This is a genomic window from Collinsella aerofaciens, assembly GCF_005844325.1.
GTDB classification, from domain to species: domain Bacteria; phylum Actinomycetota; class Coriobacteriia; order Coriobacteriales; family Coriobacteriaceae; genus Collinsella; species Collinsella aerofaciens_G.
In genome coordinates, this window is the sequence record NZ_SPFY01000002.1 from 1 (window position 1) to 16,879 (window position 16,879).

Here is a 16,879-nt window from a genome sequence, read left to right on the forward strand (position 1 = left end):
AACAAATCCAAGTTAGACCATTTCAAATGGTTCGATGTCTGCCCGGATGCGACACAACTGGTGTGTCCATCCTCGCAGTATCCGGTTCTCAAGGTGCACGCCTGCGCTGGTTCCCGGTTCCACCGGGCCGCGCGGCAAGGAGATATATTGCCAGACCGGAGGGGCCCCGGGGGCGGGAATCGCGCACTCCATATTTTGTTCACAAATGAATAGGTCCCTCAGTCGCATCACTGAGGTTAAAACTGAAGCATTGGCTTCTGATATTGGCGATGACCAGCTGTTTTATGTGTATTGAGACATCGGTCATCTCTGGAGCGCTACTTTACTCCAAAGGCATCAGTTATTTGTTTCCCATCGGTAAAAGGCGGGTTTTGTTCGCCAAGCGTTCTTATATATAGCTAGATACGGGTTCGAACCCGTGCACCGGCAACAAAAAAGACGGCCAACCGAAGTTGACCGTCTCAACAATCTTTGGGTGGGCCGTCAGGGGTTCAGCCTGCTTCGCAGGCGGCCGCTGCGGCGCTTTCGCGCCTTGCGCGCTGCGCTGGCAAACGCTCACGCGTTTACTCAGCTCCGCGCCCCGACGGGTTCGAACCCATGAAAGGGCGACAAAAAAGACGGCCAACCGAAGTTGACCGTCTCAACAATCTTTGGGTGGGCCGTCAGGGGTTCGAACCCTGGACCTTGGGATTAAAAGTCCCCTGCTCTGCCAGCTGAGCTAACGGCCCGCGGGTGGCATTGTACCACGGTCTGGGACTATTCCCAACTCCATTGGCCGTTCTGGAAAATCACAACTTCACGTCCATCAGGCGTAATGCCCACAATATCGATGTCGTCCGTGCCGATCATAAAATCGACGTGCGTGCTCGAGACGTTAACGCCATGCTCCAGAAGCTCCTCCTTGGACATGTCATACCCACCCTCGATGCATTCGGGGAAACCGACACCTAGCGCGAGATGGCAGCTAGCGTTCTCGTCATAGAGCGTATTGTAGAACAGAACACCACTTTCGCGGATCGGCGTGTTCTTGGAAATGAGCGCGACCTCTCCCAGGTGAGCAGCGCCCTCGTCAGTATCGATGATACTTGCGAGCGTTGCCTTGCCCACGCGGGCGTCGTAGTCCACCACGCGGCCGCCCTCGAACTTAATCCAAAAATCTTCGACCTTATTGCCGTGATGGATGAGCGGCATGGCCGAGTACACGATACCGTCGGCGCGCATGCGATCGGGCGAAGTGAAGACTTCCTCGGTGGGAATGTTGGGGAAGAAGGGGTGCCCATCGGGCGTCTTGCCCTTGCCGCCGGCCCACTCGTGACCTTTCGTCATGCCAATCGTCAGATCGGTTCCATTTGCCGCGGTGTAATGCAGGTAGTCGAAACGATTGTCGTTCAGGAAACGCAGGTTCTTTTCGAATGCGGCGTCATGGAGTTCCCAGTCGCTCTCTGGGTCCTGGCCATCGGCGCGCGCGGTGTGCAGAATCGCATTCCACAGCTTATAGATTGCAACCTCATCGGCGTCTCCCGGGAACACCTCGTGCGCCCAAGCCACGACCGGAGCGCCGGCGATGCACCACGGATTGATGTTGTAATCCAGTCCACGGCGGAAAACTTTGCACTGCGTATTCCTCGCCTTTGATGCCGCGGCCGGCTTGGCTGGATCGATGCCCTTGAGGGCCGCAGGATCCGCACCCTCGATAAAGACAAAGCAGGCACCATCCTGGGCCAAGGAATCCAGCTGCATGCGCTTCCACTCGGACGTCTGCTCAAAATAGCTTTTCTCGACATGCTCGTACGTGAGCCTCGTCACGGCATCATCGGCCCAAATGACCGTCACGTGGCCGGCGCCGGCAGCATAGGCCTCCGCGACCACCACGCGCGCAAACGGCGCGCACTCGACCGGAGACTGAACGACGACCTCCTGGCCGGGCTTGACGTTTACGCCCTTGCGGACGACCAGGCGCGCGTAGTTTTTAATCTTGGGCTCCAGGGCCTTCATGCCCTCCAGAGCCTCTTCGACCGTCAGGGCAGCTCGAATCATGTGCCACTCCATCTATCTATAGAACAGTAAAAAGGCGCGCCGCAAAAACGACGCGCCTTATATCTTAGCGATAAGTATGTATGCAAACGCTACTTCTTCTTGGAGTCCTTCTTGTCCTCCTCGGCAGCCGCGCGCTCAATAAGAGCGTTGAGCTTGTTCTCGGACATGCCCTCGGCCTGCGCGCGGTACATGTTGCGCAAGGGACGAATACGAGCGAAGTCATAGATAAAGTCGCCCAAAATGATGACGTAGGACAAAACAATGCCGACCATCTGGACAGGGCTGGACACCATGCCAGCGGGAGCGAAGTACAGCGAGGCCCAAATTGCCACGACGAGCACCATGCCAATGGCGAGCACAATCCACCAGATGCGACGGCGCTTGGTGTAGTCCTCGTCCTGCTTGAGGAGGATATTCGACACCGTATAGATGCGGTCCTCCTTGGCGCGCTGCTTAGCCTTGCGGGCGCGCTTCTCCTCTTTAGAGAGGCCCTCGAGGTTCTCGCCCTTCTCGAGCTCTTTGCGGCGTGCCTTAGACGAAGCCGGCACGACGCGAACGGAGCTCGCTGCTTGGCGGGCGGGCTTAGCAGATGCGGCAGACTTGCGCGCAACCCCGGTAACTTCGTGGGATTGCGTGCGCTTGTTCGTGGCGCTACGGGTACTCACTTATGCGTTCTCCTTCATGCTTGTGAACTGGGAGCCCGTGATGATCTGGAAGGCCTCGCGATAGCGCTCGGACGTGCCATCGATGACCTCGGCGGGCAGGTGCGGGGTCTCCCCCGTCATATCCCAGTTGGCCTTGAGCCAATTGCGGACGAATTGCTTGTCGTAGCTAGGCTGGATCTTGCCCTCCTCGTAGCTGGCAGCAGGCCAGAAACGGCTGGAGTCGGGCGTGAGACACTCGTCGATCAGCGTGACCTTGCCATCGATGACACCAAACTCGAACTTGGTGTCGGCAATGATGATGCCACGGGTCGCGGCGTACTCGGCGGCAGCCTTGTAGATCTTGAGGGAAAGGTCACGAATCTGCGTGGCGATGTCCTCGCCCACGATCTCGCAGCAACGCTCGAACGAGATATTCTCGTCGTGGTCACCGATCTCGGCCTTCGTGGACGGCGTGAACAGCGGCTCAGGAAGCTTGGAAGCCTCGGTCAGGCCCTCAGGCAGCTGGATGCCGCAGACGGTGCCGTTCTCGTCGTAGGTCTTCTTGCCCGAACCGGTCAGATAGCCGCGGACGATGCACTCGATAGGAATCGTCTGGGCCTTCTTAACCAGCATGGCGCGGCCAGCGAGGTAGTCACGATACTCAGCAAACTCCTCGGGGAAATCCGCCGGGTCGATGGAAACGAGATGGTTGGGGACGATGTCGGCAAACTTATCGAACCAGAATGCCGAGATGCGATTGAGTACCTCTCCCTTAAACGGAATCTCGTCGGGAAGAATGAAGTCGAACGCAGAAATGCGGTCGGTGGCGACCATCAGCAGGTTTTCACCGGCATCGTAAATATCACGAACCTTGCCACGGGAATCCGGACGACGCTCCATCGTTGTCACGTGAGTCACTCCTTACCTAAATACGACAGAAATGCGGGTTTTTTCCCGCATGTTTTCGCAAACTCGGAGCGGCAGGGACGCGGCCCCTCCTTCACCGAATAGCGAAAAGCTAGTGCTCCATTGTAGTAGATGCCGCGTCCGCCGTGTGCTCGCGGGGCAGATGAATTGTAAAAGTCGTACCCTTTCCAAGCTCCGACTCCACGGATATGTAGCCATGGTGACGCTCGACGATCTGCTTGGTCACGGCGAGGCCAACGCCCAGGCCGCCAGCTTCGCGGGCGCGGCTGGCATCGGCGCGCCAAAACCGCCCGAAGATGCGCGACAGATCGTCCTTGGCAATACCGATGCCGGTATCAGAAACGGCAATGCTGACGTGCTTGCGGTCACTGAGCACCGACACCACGACCCAACCGCCCTCGGGGGTGTAGCGCATGGCGTTGCTCATGAGGTTGATAACACATTGCGTGATCATGTCGGGATCGGCCTCGACGACATCGTCGTGACCCTGGGTCTCGTCCGCAAAACGCAGGCGCAGATCGCGGTCGACAAACAGGCGCTCCTGGGCATTGACGATGGAACGCACGAAAGGAACCATGTCCACCGGCTCAAGGTTGAGCGGAGCCGTGCTGTTTTCCATGCGCGACAGGTCGAGCATCTGCTGCACCAGACGAGCCAGGCGACGCGTCTCGGAAGCAACGGTCTCCAAATGCTCATCGTCGGTGGGATACACGCCATCCTGCATGGCCTCGACCGTTGCGAGCATGGCCATAAGCGGCGTGCGAAGCTCGTGTGCAACGTCTGAGGTCAGGCGCTTCTCGTGTTTCATATCCTTCTCGAGCGAAGTGGCCATCTCATCGAAGGTCTCACCCAGCTGATCGATCTCGTCATCACCGCGCAGTCCCGTGCGAGCCGACAGGTCGCCGTCACGGATTTGCTTTGCGGTACTGGTGATGCGATGAATCGGCTTGGTGAGCATGCGCGACACGAGCGATCCGATAACGACCGAAATGCAGATTGCAACAACCGCGGCGAGGGCCATGGCGTTAAAGGTCTTCTCCCTAAACGCAGAGTCCGCCTTGGTGAGCAGAGCGTCGGAGCCGATGGCCCACAGCTTTACCTGTCCGACATGCTCGCCGGAAGACGTTACAATCTCGACGTTAGCAACGCTATCGGAGTCGGTTGGAGCAGACGAGACCGGGCTATGCGATGCCCTCTTGCCGCTCGTGTCGTCAGTCGTAGCCTGGTTTTCGCGTACATCGGCGGTGGCGCTTGCCGAGGGCCAGGAATCGTCATAAACGATCACGCCCTTTTTATTGACGACCTGCATGCCCAGATCGTCGGAAACCAAACTCGACGTTGCGACCGTGCGCAGTTCTCCCGCGGTCCAAGAGCCGTTTTCCTCATATGAGGTTGCCAACTTCTCGGCAGCGGAATTTGCGATTTCGACGATATTGGAGCGTGTGTAATCCGAAAAGACCGTGCCCCACACAACAGAGACAACGCCCACCAGCACCAATACCGTCATGAGCGATGTCAGAGCAAAAGCAAGTGCCATGCGCGAGGGATAGCTCATCGTTGGCCGTGAATCGGAACGAGGCGTGTTCCAACTAGCCTTGGAACCCGCCTCGCTCTCCTGCTTGTGCTTTTGTCCGATTTCAAAGCGCGCAGGTGTCATATGTGATTTCCCTATTTCTCGTCCGACTTATCGGTCTTGGCCGGAGCCTCGAAGCGATAGCCGACACCATGGACGGTGTAGAGCCACTTGGGCTTCTTGGGATCATCGCCCAGCTTGGCGCGAAGATTCTTCACGTGGCTATCGATGGTGCGCTCATAGCCCTCAAAGTCATACCCGAGCACTTTCTCGACCAGCTCCATGCGGTTATACACACGGCCGGGATGGCGGGCAAGCGTGGTGAGCAGCTTGAACTCGGAAGCCGTCAGATCGACTTCCTTGCCCTCGACCAAGATCTTGTGGCCCGAGATATCGATGACCAGATCGCCGAAGTCGAGCACCTCGACGGCGGGCTCGTCGGCCTGATGGGCACGGCGGAACAGAGCACGAACGCGGGCGACGAGCTCGCGCGGCGAGAACGGCTTAATCAGATAGTCATCGGCGCCGAGCTCAAGACCGATAATACGGTCCTCGATCTCGCCCTTAGCCGTCAGCATGATGATGGGGACATCCGAGGTATCGCGAATGGTGCGGCAAACGCGCTCGCCGGGAATCTTGGGGAGCATAAGGTCGAGCACGACCAGGTCGAACTGATGCTTCTCGAACTCCTCGATCGCGGACTGACCGTCGCCGACGCCCACAACCCAGTAGCCTTCGCGCTCGAGATAGGCAGCGACGGCGTCACGGATTGCCTTCTCATCCTCGACCAGCAGAATCTTTTTTGCATCTGAAGCCATAACACGGCCCCCCTGTCTCAATTAGCTAAGAACAAGCCCATTTTAACGCACCTGAGCCCGCCAGATGCCGCTATGACGCGGCAGCTCGGCGGGCGGTACTCACAATTACAACGCGTTTATTCCCCTGTTGGCGCCTTTTTAACCCCTCTAAGCTTAAAGAGAGAATAGGCGTGCAGTGACCGTCTCTGGTATACCCTGGCTGTTGCGCACCGTGGCGTACGTAAGGAATGAGTCCGATTTTCCCGCCGTAGCTGGATAATCGCCATACTCCAAAGCGCGGTCGGGCGACAGCAGCGAGCCATAGGTCTTGGCAGAGGTGTCGATCAGGAAATGCGACGCCTGTACCTTAACAAGGTATTTATTCTTCTTGCCAGCCGCACATGCGAGCGGCTCGCGTGACAGGAAGAGGTACGGCCCTCCCTCATTACCGATATACGTGCCCATATTGCCCAGGCTGCCCACGCCACTATAGGCCGCCTCGATAGAAAACACGAAGGTATCGCCCATATATACGGCCTCGAAAGGCGAAACTGACGAAGGAAGGACCAACTGGGCACGCTTGGTGTTGTTGCCGTCGGTCAGATCGATTGCCGTTATGCCGTAGTAGACGCCCTCGTCGTTGCGGACACGCGGCGAGATGGTCAAAATGCCGTCGCTCGCGCGCGGGGCCGATGCAAAGCGACCCGTCGATTTCCAAATTGTCTCGGCCTTGGATTCATCAAGCGAGCGACGATAGCAAAACGAATCGCTACTCGTTTTATTGCCACCTGCCGAGGGCATTTTATACCAGATGACTGATGACCCGAACGCCGTAAACAGCGGCGGATCATAGTCCTTGCCACCTCGATCGAGCTCAACCACGTCGCCAGAGAGCGAAGCGCCCGACAGATTTTGACCGTAGAGCTTCCACGATGAATTGGCAAAGTTCATCTCAACCCACGCGAATACGCTGTCGCCGGCACGGACATCGTAGAATGCATATCCCGTGCCCTCGATAGGATCCTCGATTAATGTGGTAAGCGAGCCATCGCCCAGGTTGAGCACACCGAGCGTGTTGGCGTGCAGTGCCGATGCGGGCGCCATCATTGCCGCGGCGTAATCGCCGTCGCAGTAGTACAGCAGCGTACCCAGAGGCAGCGTCCACGACGCCGCCGGCTCAAGATCGATGTCGACTGCCTCGTACTCATCCGTAATCGAGATGATTTTGGAATCATCCTTGATAACCTGCGGCTCGCCGGCGGCATCATCGCTGGTGCCCGTTTTTTTCGAGCATCCGGCAAGCACCGTGGCAGCGCCCGCGGCAGCCCCACCGAGTACAAAGCCGCGACGCGATATTCCGTTCTTGATGTGATCGGCGATACCCATTAGGCGATCTCGGTGCGAGCGGCCTCGATAGCGCGTGTAAGCTGGTCGGCGCAGGAGGTCTTTTTCATACCGCAGGTATTACCGGCGAGAACCTCGATTACGCGATCGGCAGGAGCGCCCTCGACCAGCTTGGAGATAGCCTTGAGATTGCCGTCGCAGCCGCCGGTAAACTCAACGCCCATCACCTTGTTGCCGTCATCGGAAAGATCAAGGTGAATATTGCGAGCACACACGCCCTGAGGCTTGTAATCAAACGAAATCATGCGATCCCCTCTCAGAATGTTATTCGAGACGACTATTATCCCCGTCTTTCCCTAAATGCAACGAGGCGCTTTGCCGGCAACACACATTACCAGCAAAGCGCCCTAAAAAGCTAACGTTATGCCCGAACCTACTCGAAGCTCAGCTGCTCCAGACGATCAAAGACCGTGTCGATACGGGTGAGGAAGTCCCACGGATCAAAGATCTCGTCGAGCTTCTCCTGACTGACGGTGCAGCGCGGGTCGGCCTCGAGACGCTCCTTAAAGGTGGGGCCGGAGACACAATCCTGTACCTCGTGCCAGGTTGCCATAGCGTTCTCCTGCACAATGGCGTACGCGTCCTCGCGGGTGATGCCCGTGTCGACGAGGGCGAGCAGTACCTTGGAAGAGAAGATGAGGCCGCGGGTCTTATTGAGGTTGGCCATCATGCGGGCGGGATACAGTTGCAGGCCGTCGATAACGCGAATGAGGCACTGGAACATGTGGTCGAGGGCGATGAAGCTGTCGGCCTGGGCGACGCGCTCGGCAGAGGAGTGCGAAATGTCACGCTCGTGCCACAGGGCGACGTTGTCGAAGGCAACCTGCGCGTTGGCCTTCACGACGCGCGACAGGCCACAGACCTTCTCCATGGTGATGGGGTTGCGCTTGTGCGGCATGGCGGAGCTGCCCTTTTGACCCTTACGGAACGGTTCCTCGGCCTCGAGTGTATCGGTCTTCTGCAGATTGCGAACCTCGGTAGCGATGCGCTCACAGGTGGCCGCGGTGGTGGCGAGAACGCCGGCGAGATAGGCATGGTGATCGCGGCTGATGACCTGCGTGGACAGAGGATCGTGGACCAGGCCCAGGTGCTCGCAGACGTACTCCTCGACGAACGGCTCGATGGAGCTGTACGTGCCGACAGCGCCCGAGATAGCACCGAAGGCAACGTTCTTGCGGGCATCCTCAAGACGGTCCAGATCGCGCTTGAGCTCCCAGGCCCAAGAGCCAAACTTCATGCCGAAGGTCATCGGCTCGGCATGGATGCCATGAGTACGGCCGGCGCAGAGCGTGTTGCGCTCCTCAAAGGCGCGACGCTTGCAAATCTCGCCGAGCTTCTTGACATCCTCGATGATCAGGTCGCAGGCCTGGGTGAGCTGGTAGCACAGGGCCGTGTCGCCCAGATCGGAGCTGGTCATGCCATAGTGAACCCAGCGGCTGGGTTTGGGGTCGCCCTCGGGAACATCGGCATCGATGTATTCCTTCATGTTGGTCAGGAAGGCAATGACGTCGTGGCGCGTGACTTCCTCGATCTCATCGACCTTCGCCTTCTCAAAGTTGGCATGGTCGCGGATCCACTGGGCCTCGTCTTTGGAAATACCGATCTTGCCGAGCTCCGCCTGGGCCTCGCAGGCCAAGACCTCGATCTCCTGCCAAATGGCGTACTTGTTCTCGAGGGAGAAAATGTGTCCCATCTCCGGGCGGGTATAGCGATCGATCATAGCGGCTCCTTTTTGGTTATTGGCACGTTGGTCGTAACCCATCCATTGTACCGTGCGCAGGTGCAAGTATGGGCAGCAGGCATTAACCTAACATTTTGGAATTGGAGCGAGCAACGGGACGTCTGCGTTATTTGCTTCGCAAATACGCACCGGCTGCGGTCGATCCCCTCGGATTCACGGTGACGATGGGGAAGACTTTGTTGAATTGGCCGTCCCGAGGTCTTCTGTGCTCCATGGAGCGGACAACGGGACGTCTGCGTATTTGCTTCGCAAATCCGCACCGGCTTAAGGCGCCTGTCGGCGCCTTCGCCTGCTCGCTACAAACGCTTCGCGTTTGCTTAACGCTCGCACCCTGGCGGGTTCGAGTCCCGGCGCTTGGTAGTAAAAAGCACGGCAACGTAACGCTGCCGTGCTTGTGCTTTTTACTGGAGCGGGCAACGGGACTCGAACCCGCGAGTGTCAGCTTGGGAAGCTGATGCCTTACCACTTGGCGATGCCCGCATATGTGGGGGATAGTATAACGCGGTTGTCTTGTTCGATACAAGAGTGGCGATGCTTGTTTTAGCTGTGGAGATTCGTTTGAAAATCGCGTCAATTGTGGAGATGAGGACCTTTGACTTCCTGTTCTCCCTATCTTCTACCTGCGCTTTTGCTTGATTGTTGTATTTGAGCTCAATTTATCAGGAATTGGGCAAGCTTTTGGTCAGGCTCCGGTACTTACCCGCATGAACCTCGGGGGTAGCCTCATCCTACGCGTCGCAGCCTCCCCATGCGGCGCACGAGGGATAAGGAGCAGCCATGTCCAACGCACCCACGCACTCTGTCCACAGCGCAATCGCAACAGGTCCGCTGCTCCTGCTCCTCTTCCTGCTTTTCGGCTACCTGGCACCGGGAGCCGCATTTGCCGTCGATGGCTACGACCAGCTCGGCTTCCGCACTATTAGCGATGATTGTGGGCCCTTCTTTATCGGCAAGTATGAAGCTCAAGACGCCTCGATTGCCTACTGCATGAACCAGGAGCGCCCCGGCCCCACCAAGCCGGGCGGCCCATGGCTCAACTTTGATCAAGGCTGGGTTTGGCTCGACGACGAGTTCGCGGCAATCGTTTGTCACGGATATCCTACCGCCACGTCGTTTGGCGGCTACCATCTTTCACCCGATCGCGCCCGCGCCGCAACCCAGCTTGCCGTATGGATGCTCAACGGCACTACCCATGTCGACGGTACCTACTCCTACACGACCGCTCAGGGCAAAACCAAGAGTGGGCACTTTACCGCTGACAATGAAGTCGTGGCGGCGGCGCGGTGGCTCCACGACAGCGCAAAATCAGGAAGCATCAAAGCCGCACCGCACCGCGCGCGGCGCTATCTAGGAACCGTATCGGGCGGCAGCAGACGTCAAGACATGCTCTATGTACTGCCGGCGGTCTCTGTTTCCTTCCAAAAGCAGTCTGCAAACGCTGCCATTACCAGCGGAAACAATACTTATCAGTTTGACGGGGCAACATTCGATATTTTTGAGAGCGGCAGCGGCGCGCGTGTTGGCACCATCCAGATGGACAGCAACGGTCGAGCGCAAGCAACACTCCTACCCAACACGGCATACTACCTGATTGAAACGAAGGCGCCGGCCGGCTATGTCCCCCGTCGTGATCGCATCGCCTTTACCACGGGGAATGACGGCGGGCGGGTCGCCATTGATGAACAGCCCGGCACCATCAACCTGCGTATCGTAAAACTCGATGCCGCGACGAATGCCGGCCCCCAGGTGGGATCTTCACTCGCAGGAGCAGAGTTCACGTGTGTGTCGCAATCAACCCCTGGATGGGCACAAATCCTCACGACCGACGAAAGCGGTCGGGCCACCCTCACCGATGTCCCCTTAGGAACCTTTACCATCTACGAATCAAAAGCCCCCGAGGGCTACCTGCCATCCAACGACAGCTGGACCTATACCGTTGGAGCCGACCAGCTCGGCGATTCAGGCGTGGTCGAGATCGAATCTCGCGTTTCCGATATCCCCATTGCGTTTAACCTTGAGATTTCCAAATTCAAGGATTACGGCAATAGCGACCAATCCGGCCTGGAGCAGCCGGCGGAAGGTGTTGTCTTTGAGGTTGTCAGCAACAGCTCTCAGCAGGTTGTTGGCACACTGACCACAAACGTCTATGGCTTTGCCTCCACCAAAGATCAGCCCGAAGCATGGTTCGGCGCAGGCAAGCGACCCGCCGGTGTCCATGGAGCCATCCCATACGACCGCGCCGGCTACACGGTTCGCGAGGTTCCGGAAACCGTCCCCGAGGGTTTTAAACGTGCAGGGGAATGGACCGTCGAGGCCAATCAGATTTCCAACGGCGCCGAGCTTCAATATATCGTGGACAACCACGCGCTGTCGACGCATCTCCAGATTGTAAAACGTGATGCCCAAACAGGCGCTTCTGTTCCACTAGCCGGATTCACCTTCCAACTACTCGACAGCAATCACGAATCTGTCTCACAAACTTGCTGGTATCCAACACATAACGTAATGGACACCTTTACGACTGACGCGACCGGGACCGTCACACTGCCCGAATCGCTCGTGCCGGGCACCTATTATGTACGCGAAACCTCGGCCAAAGAGCCCTATCTTGTCGGCAAGGAGATCGAGGTAAACATACCCGCCGACATGAACCTAACGCCCGTTGCAATCGCCTCGTATTATGACCACGCCGCGACCGGAAACATCAGGATCGTTAAAACCGATGCCGTAGACGGCAGCAGCCTCGCGGGCGCCGTCTTTGAGATCCGTGCCTCGGGTGATATCGTGCGCCCCGACGGTAGCATTGCAGCGCTCGACGGTGAGACTGTCGCTACCGTCACGACAGATGAAACTGGAGAAGCACGCGCGGACGACCTCCCGCTGGGATCTGGCACCGCACGCTACGAGGTTGTCGAGACTCAAGCGCCGGCAGGCTTCTTACTCGATCGGACATCCCATATTGTCGACCTTACTTATGCCGACCAGAAAACACCCGTTGTAGAAGCACGGCTTAACGTATCCGACGATTACACCAAGGTTGATATCTCCAAGGTCGATGCAAGCGGTGAGCAGGAAGTGGAAGGCGCACAACTCACCTTATATGGTCCCGATAAAACCGAAATAGACTCCTGGACCTCATCCGACAAGCCACACCGCGTCGAACATCTTGCACCCGGCACCTACTCGTTGCGCGAAATGATGTCTCCGCGGACCTATGACCTTGCCGAGGAAATAACGTTTGAAATAAAGGATACGGGAGAAGTCCAATCCGTCGCGATGAAGGATGCGCCCATCGAGATCAAGGGACAGGTCGACAAACGTCAGGAACTTGTCCAACCTATCGAAAAGGGCCTGTTGGCTAACGGCGATGGTAAAAACCGCGCCACGACGCAAACCAATAGTGATGGGCTTTTCTCCTATACCATCGATGCTCGAAACGATTCCGCTACTTGGGTTGATGAGTTTACGATTACCGATGATCTTGAGTGCGCCAAAGACGGCACGGCGAGATTCATCTCAATCGAAACCCCCGTCGCCATCGGCGACCTCAATGGTCTGTGCAACGTGTGGTATCGCACGACGCCGTTGGACTCGACAGACGTCGATGAGCCGGCAAACGCGACACTTGACGATGGGCACGAAAATCCTTGGCTTGAGTCCGACGAAGTAAGGGAGAGTCTGGGTGAGGATTGCCGCCTCGTCGATTACGACGGCTGGCACCTCTGGAAGGCGGATGTCTCGACCACGGAATCCACCACACTCGAGGCGAAAGAACTCGACCTTGCGTCCAATACCGTCGTAACGGGCATTCGAATTGAATACGGTGCGGTAGCCGCCGACTTTACGACTCGAAGCGATGCGGATTCTTGGACCCGCGATGATCTCAAAGATGAGCACGACGACCTTGACGATTCCAAAGCAATCCTTGGCACAGACGCTCGGGGCGCAGTCGTACACATGCAGGCAACGTCGGCTTATACGCCCCAAACCGCACTCATCAACAGCGCGCGCGTCGATCTTTGCCGCAACGGTGGCGGCGATAAACTTGAGTCACATGACGAGGACAGCGTCATTCAACGCTGTACCCTACCGCAGGACCTACCGGCAACAGGATCAGCTCCCATCGCTGCTTGCATCACCGCGCTCCTGACCTCGGGTGCCGCAGCCCTATGGTTCGCTCGCCTTAGGTCGATCCCAAAGAAGCGCTAGCGCGATGAAAAAGCGGGCGAGACAGTCCCCTGGCTCGCCCGCTTTCAATCATGTAAATCGCCGTATCTACTCTGCAGACGAAGATCCACCATCAACGATTGCCTGCTCGGACTCAGGAATCCCATCGGCACCCGTGCTCTGTTCTTGCTCCACCTCTTCGCTGATTGCGGAGGCGGGGGTCGAGCCCTTCGCACCCACGATGTAGGCAGCCCCAAATCCCAACGCAATGGCAATCAAGGTCAAAATCACGTAGACAGGCCAATGGCGCTTAATATACGAAAACACGTTGACTCCTTAGAGCTCCGTCTACGAACGGCGGATAACCTCGGTCACGACCTCGGATACCGTGGCAACGTTCGTCGGGTTGACATTGTGGGGCAGGTCGTCCTCGGTACGAGCGCAAGCCAGACGCGTGCCGTCCACGCCGGCGATGGTGAGGGCTCGGCGGCTCGCCTCGAGCGCGGCATAGGCATCGGTCTTGGCATAGGGCATCTCGAGCGCGCCACAATCGACATGGAACGACTTGCAGACCTTGCTGACCAGGTTCATGATGCGGCGATCGCCCTTGAGCAGTTGTTGTTCGCCCTCGACCGTCACAACCGAAAGCCTACCGGCGCCGACGGATTCAAGATTGATGAAAAATACGCCGCGGAGCTTATCGCGATGCGAAGCCAAGAAGGCCTTCATGCCGGCGCCATCACAATCCGAGGCGCCCGTTGCCACAAACCAGATATCGTGACCAAGCAGCTCATCATCGCCCATAGAGGCGACAGCCGAGAGCATATCTTCGGAAGAAGCGCCATCGGAAGACGTAGCGCCACCCTTCCAGCCATCGTTATCGTCCTCAAAGTTATCCCACGAACCGATACCGCGACCGGACTTCTTGGCATCGTAATCGTCTTCGACGCCCAGCCAGTCACTCATGCTGTCCTGCTCGTTTTTCTTTTTACGACCGAACAGGCCACCCAGGCCGCGCTTACGAGACTTGGGTGCCGATGTGGGTTCGGGACCTTGGGCGGTAGCAAAGGGGTCGTTGACCTGGGCAGAGGGATCGGGAAGGTCGAACAGCGACGTGCGAGACGCAACGTTTGCCTGCTTCATAGACGGCAGCGACGGATCGGGGACCGAAGCCAGCGGAGACGAGGAGGGTGTAGGCGACGGTGCCGACGCCGGATCGGGAACATTCATCTGCGGACGCGGCGATGCCTGGGAGGAAATCTGGGCCATAAGGGAATCGACCGTTTCGTCCTGGGTGGGAGCGACATTGGCAACCGTGGCACCGGAACCACTCGGGGTCGGCATGGTGAAAATCTGCGTGGAATAAGGCCTCGACTCATCCGTCTCGGGAGTCTCGGAAACCGCAGCCACTTCCTCCTGCTCGACCTCGGTCGAATCACCTTGATCGGCTGCCACGTATTGCTCTTCGTCAGAGTTGGCCTCAACGGACTCGTCCTCGGCGGCATCTTGGATTTCGGCAGCATCAATAGGCTCGTCATCGTCTGCCGCGTCGCCCTGTCCATCGGAAACAGGAAGGGGCTCGGCAATCGCGGTGCCCTGCTTTTCAAACGTTATCGTGGAATCGAACTGCGCGGCATCAAACGACATGGTGCTATCGACGTGCTGCTGAGCCTCGAAAGATGTTGTTGCCTCAACAACATCCGCTGACGTCGGTTGCTGAGCCTCGAAAGACATTGTAGCTTCGGCGGCGTCGACGGGCGCGGACTGCATAGCCTCGTTTTGCTCGAACTCTTGCGCCGCGTGCTCACGTGCCGCCGCGGCTGCCTGCTGCTGAGCGATAGCCTCCTGCTCGGCAGCCTCGCGTGCGGCAGCGCGCTTCTCCTCGAAATCGTCGACAAATTTCTTGCCCTTTGCAAGCGCACCCTTAAAGAAGTTGGAAGCGCTGGCGCCAATCGAAGAGAACGCGGATGCAATATCGGCATGGGGCGTTGCCGCGGGAATCTCGGCCGAGAAATCAGTATCGCTCTCGTAAGACACGCGCCTCGGCTGTTCAACGTAATCGTCGTCAGACTCGTCCGCAACGTCTTGCGCCGGCGCGGCGGGAGCCAAAATGTCCAGTCCTGCCGCAAGATCGATCGCGGACACCGCCTCGGACTCGGCAACGGCAGCGGTAACCGCGGCAGACTCATCATCCGCAGTGACAACGGGCGCAGGCTCGGGCTCAAACGTCGGCTCCTCGCCCTCCTTGTAATCGAGCGTGCAGGACTCGGGAAGCATTCCGAGCGCACGGATGGCATCCGAACCAAAGCGGATGTTGCCGGCGGCGTTGCGATAGAGCTTGGGCTCGGGCTCGGCCGCGACAGGCTCCTCCACCGGCTCGGCAGCGGAAACCTCGTCATTGAACTCTTCAGCCTGGACAGCCTGATTCTGATCCTCGGGCACGATGGCGCCAATCAGCGTCTCGTCGGCAGACGCACCCTCAAAGCCCTCGATCTGCTCGTCGAAAGCCTCACCCTGTTCGGGCTCGGTCTGAGTGTCGGGAGCAATCGGCTGACCGAACTCGTCCTCGGCGTAGGTAGGCTCTTCGTACTCGATGGTGTTACCGTAGTCGTTTTGCTGCTGGGCCGCGGCATACTCCGCCGCTGCACGCGCCATTTCCTCGGCACGACGCTTTTGCTCCCCAAAATAGGTATCGAACGGAACATCGTCGGGAAACTCGTTCTCGCCCTGGAAGGGAGCAACGTTGTCCATAACACCGAGCATAGCGGCGACAGAAGACTTGTTGCACACCGCGCCGGACGTATAGGGAAGAATGTGGCGGTTAGAGATGATGTTTGCCGCGTTGGCAAGTGCAACGAGGGAAGCGAGGATCGCGACAATCCACAGCAGAACCTTGAGCGCGCCGGGGAGCGGCAGGATACGCAGGATGGCAACGGCAGCGGGGGCAACCGTGGCAACGGGCAACAGCTTGGCGATGAGCGCACGATACGAAGCATAAGGCTCGCGGGCGAGCAGCTCGGCACGGGGAGAGTCGTAGTGTGCGACAACGACCACCGGGCGGTTACGCGGGGACGCGAGCGGGCCCGAGGCCTTGTGGTAGGCGATGACATTTTGGCTCACGCCCGTCTTGCCCAGGCGCGAAACCACGGGATGCCCCGTGCGCTCGAGCACGTAGAGCACGGCACCGACAATGGCCAGCAAGGTGCCGACCAAGCCGATACCGCCGCCGATGCCCATCAGCAGGGCGCCGGCAAACGCAAGAATACCGGTAACGGCAAATGCCAACCTACTGGGCGCCGGGGCATTGAACTCCTGAACCTCGGGGTCAAAGCCGTGGTTGCGGAAGATCTGAGCGATATCCTCGGCAGCCAAGCGCTCTTCTTCGCTGCATGCCGGCGTAATGCCGGTGTTCTGCAGCAGGTGGTTAATATAGTTCTGGGTGTTCGCCATGTGCGCTCCACATCCATAATCCGACAAATAGGCCCAATGCATGCACATTAGAACCGTATATAGTCGAAAGTATACCCCGAGCGAGCGCAAACGACCGAATTCGGCTCATCTTAACGCCCCGAGCGGACAAGGATATAGC

11 protein-coding genes and 2 tRNA genes are annotated in these 16,879 nt (G+C 58.2%); 1 reads left to right on the forward strand and 12 read right to left on the reverse strand.

The features are described from left to right. Positions 1-655: 655 nt before the first annotated feature. From FGQ61_RS00840 to FGQ61_RS00885, 10 genes are all read right to left on the reverse strand, one after another. A tRNA-Lys gene (locus FGQ61_RS00840) sits at positions 656-728 on the reverse strand. 28 nt (positions 729-756) lie between these two features. After that, the gene (locus tag FGQ61_RS00845; RefSeq protein WP_138374267.1) at positions 757-2,037 is read right to left on the reverse strand and encodes an aminopeptidase; all 1,281 of its coding nucleotides are present in this window, start codon (positions 2,035-2,037) and stop codon (positions 757-759) included. Positions 2,038-2,126: 89 nt separating this feature from the next. After that, positions 2,127-2,702, reverse strand: coding sequence for an ABC-2 transporter permease (locus FGQ61_RS00850; protein WP_022093792.1), 576 nt, complete (start codon positions 2,700-2,702; stop codon positions 2,127-2,129). After that, positions 2,703-3,581, reverse strand: coding sequence for a phosphoribosylaminoimidazolesuccinocarboxamide synthase (locus tag FGQ61_RS00855; RefSeq protein ID WP_035136481.1), 879 nt, complete (start codon positions 3,579-3,581; stop codon positions 2,703-2,705). A gap of 118 nt (positions 3,582-3,699) precedes the next feature. Beyond that, on the reverse strand, positions 3,700-5,265 hold the full coding sequence (locus tag FGQ61_RS00860; RefSeq protein ID WP_040360026.1) for a sensor histidine kinase: 1,566 nt from the start codon (positions 5,263-5,265) through the stop codon (positions 3,700-3,702). A gap of 11 nt (positions 5,266-5,276) precedes the next feature. Next, positions 5,277-5,999 (reverse strand): response regulator transcription factor, encoded by a 723-nt coding sequence (locus tag FGQ61_RS00865; RefSeq protein WP_006236208.1) that lies wholly within the window; start codon positions 5,997-5,999, stop codon positions 5,277-5,279. Positions 6,000-6,152: 153 nt separating this feature from the next. After that, on the reverse strand, positions 6,153-7,364 hold the full coding sequence (locus tag FGQ61_RS00870) for a twin-arginine translocation signal domain-containing protein (RefSeq protein ID WP_138374268.1): 1,212 nt from the start codon (positions 7,362-7,364) through the stop codon (positions 6,153-6,155). Beyond that, positions 7,364-7,627 (reverse strand): TIGR03905 family TSCPD domain-containing protein, encoded by a 264-nt coding sequence (locus tag FGQ61_RS00875; protein ID WP_006236206.1) that lies wholly within the window; start codon positions 7,625-7,627, stop codon positions 7,364-7,366. Before FGQ61_RS00875 ends, FGQ61_RS00870 begins: the two co-directional genes overlap by 1 nt. 128 nt (positions 7,628-7,755) lie before the next feature. Next, positions 7,756-9,102 carry an adenylosuccinate lyase gene (gene purB, locus FGQ61_RS00880; protein ID WP_022093797.1) on the reverse strand — a complete coding sequence of 449 codons (1,347 nt, stop codon included), beginning with the start codon at positions 9,100-9,102 and terminating at the stop codon, positions 7,756-7,758. 426 nt (positions 9,103-9,528) lie between these two features. Then, positions 9,529-9,603 (reverse strand) — tRNA-Gly (locus FGQ61_RS00885). A 297-nt stretch (positions 9,604-9,900) separates the two neighbouring features. Here FGQ61_RS00885 and FGQ61_RS00890 point away from each other — a divergent pair. Then, positions 9,901-13,332, forward strand: coding sequence for a SpaA isopeptide-forming pilin-related protein (locus tag FGQ61_RS00890; protein WP_138374269.1), 3,432 nt, complete (start codon positions 9,901-9,903; stop codon positions 13,330-13,332). 66 nt (positions 13,333-13,398) lie between these two features. On the opposite strand, the gene FGQ61_RS00895 is transcribed toward FGQ61_RS00890, so the two are convergent. Both FGQ61_RS00895 and FGQ61_RS00900 read right to left on the reverse strand, forming a co-directional pair. Further along, positions 13,399-13,617: a hypothetical protein gene (locus FGQ61_RS00895; protein WP_022094153.1), complete on the reverse strand. Its 219-nt coding sequence runs from the start codon at positions 13,615-13,617 to the stop codon at positions 13,399-13,401. Positions 13,618-13,638: 21 nt separating this feature from the next. Further along, on the reverse strand, positions 13,639-16,740 hold the full coding sequence (locus FGQ61_RS00900; RefSeq protein ID WP_138374270.1) for a hypothetical protein: 3,102 nt from the start codon (positions 16,738-16,740) through the stop codon (positions 13,639-13,641). Positions 16,741-16,879 lie beyond the last annotated feature (139 nt).